This is a genomic window from Falsiroseomonas selenitidurans (assembly GCF_012103215.1).
GTDB lineage: Bacteria > Pseudomonadota > Alphaproteobacteria > Acetobacterales > Acetobacteraceae > Falsiroseomonas > Falsiroseomonas selenitidurans.
The window spans coordinates 1-3,205 of the sequence record NZ_JAAVNE010000108.1; the positions used below are offsets into that span (position 1 = coordinate 1).

Genomic DNA, 3,205 nt, shown 5'->3' on the forward strand with positions numbered 1-3,205 from the left:
GCCCGCGCCGCCGCCGCCCGCGCCGGCCACCGGCACTGGCAACACGCCGCCCGTGGCGCGGCCGGAGGAGCGCTCCACCAGCGTGCTCAACACGCTGGAGCGGCTGCGCCAGCAGCAGGCGCAGAACCGCCCGCCCACGGCACGGCCGACGCCGCAGCAGGCGCGGCCCGCCGCCGCCGGCGGCGCGCCCACCGGCACGGACCTGCTCTCCGCCGGCGAACGCGCCGCGGTGGGGGAGCGGATCGGGGAATGCTGGCGCGTCGACCAGGGCATGCTCGGCCTGTCGGAGATGCGGGTCAGCCTGGTCGCCATCGTCGACCGCGAGGGTGTGATCCGGAATGTGCTGCCCGGGCCCGATGGGGTGCCGAGCGAACCGCGCGCCCGCGCGCTATATGAACAGGCACGCCGTGCGCTGCGCGACCCGGCCTGCAGCCCGCTGCCGGTGCCGCGCGGCCGCCTGCAGGCCGGCGAGAACCGGTTCCAGTTCAACTTCACGCCCAGGGGATTCCTCCGATGACACTGCCGGGCTTCGGCTTCTCGCGCCGCACGGTGCTCACCGGTCTCGGCGGCACCGTTGTGGCCAGCCTGCTGCCGGATTTCGCCGCGGCGCAGGGCGCCAGCGCACCCACCACCGTCATCGACGTGACGCGGGCGCGCACCGATCCGGTGCCGATCGCGGTGCCGGACATGGCCGGTGCCAATCCGGATGCGCAACGCGTGGGCCGCGACATCGCCCGCGTGATCCAGGCCAATCTCCGCGCCTCCGGCCTGTTTCGCCCGGTGGACCGGCAGGCCTTCATCCAGACGCCGGAGACGGCGGCGGCCAATCCGCGCTTCCAGGACTGGCGGGTGATCGGCGCGCATGCGCTGACCACCGGGCGGGTGGAAGCCACCGGCGGCCGGCTGCGGGTGGAATTCCGCCTGTGGGACGTGCTCGCCGACACGCAGCTCCAGGGCACCGCCTTCACCGCGCCGGCGGCGCAGTGGCGGCGCATCGCCCACCTGATCAGCGACGTGATCTATGAGCGGCTGCTGGGCGAGAAGGGCTATTTCGACACGCAGATCGTCTACATCGCCGAGTCCGGCCCGCGCGACCGCCGCACCCGCCGCATGGCGATCATGGACCAGGACGGGGAGAACCACCGCTTCCTGACCGATGGCAGCTTCCAGGCCCTGACGCCGCGCTTCCATCCGACGGCGCGGCAGGTCGCCTTCATGTCCTATTTCCGCAACCAGCCGCGGGTCTACCTGTTCAACCTGGACAGCGGCCAGCAGCAGGTGCTCGGCAGCTTCGGCGGCATGACCTTCAGCCCGCGCTTTGCCCCGGATGGCCGCAGCGTGGTGCTTTCCGCCAGCCGCGGCGGCGATGCGAACATCTTCGTCGTCGACATCGCCAGCCGGCGCGAAAGGCAACTGACCGGCGGCGGGTCGCTGGACGTCTCGCCCTGCTACTCGCCGGACGGCACGCAGATCGTGTTCAACTCGGATCGCGGCGGCGACCAGCAGCTCTACGTGATGGGGGCGGATGGCGGCGGCGCGCGGCGGATTTCCTTCGGCAATGGCCGCTACGCGACGCCGGTCTGGTCGCCGCGCGGCGACCTCATCGCCTTCACCCGCATCGCCGGCGGCCAGTTCGCCATCGGCGTGATGCGGCCGGACGGGTCCGGCGAACGCATCCTGAGCGAGGGCTGGTCGATGGAAGGCCCGACCTTCGCGCCGAATGGCCGGGTGCTGGCCTTCTACCGCGAAACCCCGGCGCGGGATGCGCGCGGCGCGGGCTATTCCTCGCGCCTGTCGCAGATCGACATCGCCGGCTTCAACGAGCGCCAGATGGTGACGCCGACGGATGCCTCCGACCCGGCCTGGAGCCCGCTGCTGTCCTGAGGCCGGCGCCCGCCGCCGGCCGTGCTCCGGCGGTCGGTCAAGGAAGCTTAACCGTCCCGGTAGCATGACGATTGCGGCAATCGGCAGGTTGCCTTCTTGCTGCCGCACAAATTGTTGAACATACCGCGCTGAGGCGCGTGACGCGTGATACGCCCTCATGGCCAACCTGGAAGGATCCCGATTCCGATGAACACCAAGCTCCTCGGCGCATTCGCCGCCGTGGCCCTGCTCGCTGCCTGCGGCAGCGGCACGGAGCAGTCCTCCGCCGCCACCGGCGGTGGCGCCGAGATCACGACGACCGGTCCGCGCCCGGGCAGCCAGGAAGACCTGGTCGCCAATATCGGCGACCGCGTGTTCTTCGACACCGACCGCAGCAGCATCCGTGCCGACCAGCGCACCGTGCTGGACCGCCAGGCCGGCTGGCTCGGCCGCTTCCCGCAGGTTCAGGTGGCCGTGGAAGGCCATGCCGACGAGCGCGGCACGCGCGAGTACAACCTGGCGCTCGGCCAGCGCCGCGCCAATGCGGCGCGCGACGTGCTGGTGGCCGGCGGCGTCGCCCCCGCCCGCGTGACCACCATCTCCTACGGCAAGGACCGCCCGGCCGCCCTCGGCTCGAACGAGCAGGCCTGGTCGCAGAACCGCCGCGCCGTCACGGTGGTGCGCTGAGCCCCGCGCCGGGCGCCCTGCCGCAAGGCGGCGCCCGGGGTTGAAGGGCCGGCCTGCGCCCGATGGCCGGGACACTTCCTTCGCATGAGGCCCTGGCCCCGGCGGCGGCTCTGCCGTATCCGGGGCCGGGGCCACAGGCATGATTGAAGGATGAGCCATGCGCCTACTCCGCGCCTTCCTGCTTGGGGCCGCCTTCGCGGCCCTGACGCTCGGCTCCGCCCGGGCACAGATCGAAACCCGCGAGGGCATCGCCCTGCAGAACCAGATCCTGCAACTGCGGCAGGAAGTGGAGATGCTGCGTCGCAGCGGGCCCTCGCTGCCGCCGCCCGCGCCCGGCAATTCCGCCCTCGGCGCCCGCCCGCCCGCCGCCAGTGGCGGCCCGCCGCAAGCCGAGCTCCTTGGCACGCTGCTCGACCGGGTCGCGCGGATGGAGGAAGACCTCCGCAGCCTGCGCGGCCGGGCGGAGGAGAACGAATTCCGCGAACGCACCCTGCGCGAGCGGCTGGAGAAGCTGGAAGGCGACATCGACTTCCGGCTGCAGCAGCTGGAAGGCCAGCGGCAGGGCAATGCGGCCCCGGCGGCGCGCCCGCCGGTGGCCGCCGCGACGCCGCCCGCCACCCCCAACCGGCCGGCGCCCGCGCCGGCGACCTGCAGC

At 72.9% G+C, this 3,205-nt stretch carries 2 protein-coding genes and 2 pseudogenes; all 4 read left to right on the forward strand.

What is annotated here, in order from left to right; all coding sequences use genetic code 11:
* Positions 1–517, forward strand: a pseudogene (locus HEQ75_RS27455) (hypothetical protein); the annotation flags it as partial.
* Positions 514–1,884, forward strand: a complete 1,371-nt coding sequence (gene tolB, locus HEQ75_RS27460; protein WP_168035307.1) for a Tol-Pal system beta propeller repeat protein TolB — start codon at positions 514–516, stop codon at positions 1,882–1,884. The pseudogene HEQ75_RS27455 and the gene tolB, both read left to right, overlap by 4 nt.
* Positions 1,885–2,070: 186 nt before the next feature.
* Positions 2,071–2,550, forward strand: a complete 480-nt coding sequence (gene pal / locus HEQ75_RS27465; RefSeq protein WP_168035308.1) for a peptidoglycan-associated lipoprotein Pal — start codon at positions 2,071–2,073, stop codon at positions 2,548–2,550.
* A 157-nt stretch (positions 2,551–2,707) separates the two neighbouring features.
* Positions 2,708–3,205 (forward strand): annotated as a pseudogene (locus HEQ75_RS27470) (hypothetical protein); the annotation flags it as partial.

Coding starts and splice junctions, on each gene's coding strand:
- tolB (WP_168035307.1), top strand. CDS start 514: ATGACACTGCCGGGCTTCGGCTTCTCGCGCCGCACGGTGCTCACCGGT.
- pal (WP_168035308.1), top strand. CDS start 2,071: ATGAACACCAAGCTCCTCGGCGCATTCGCCGCCGTGGCCCTGCTCGCT.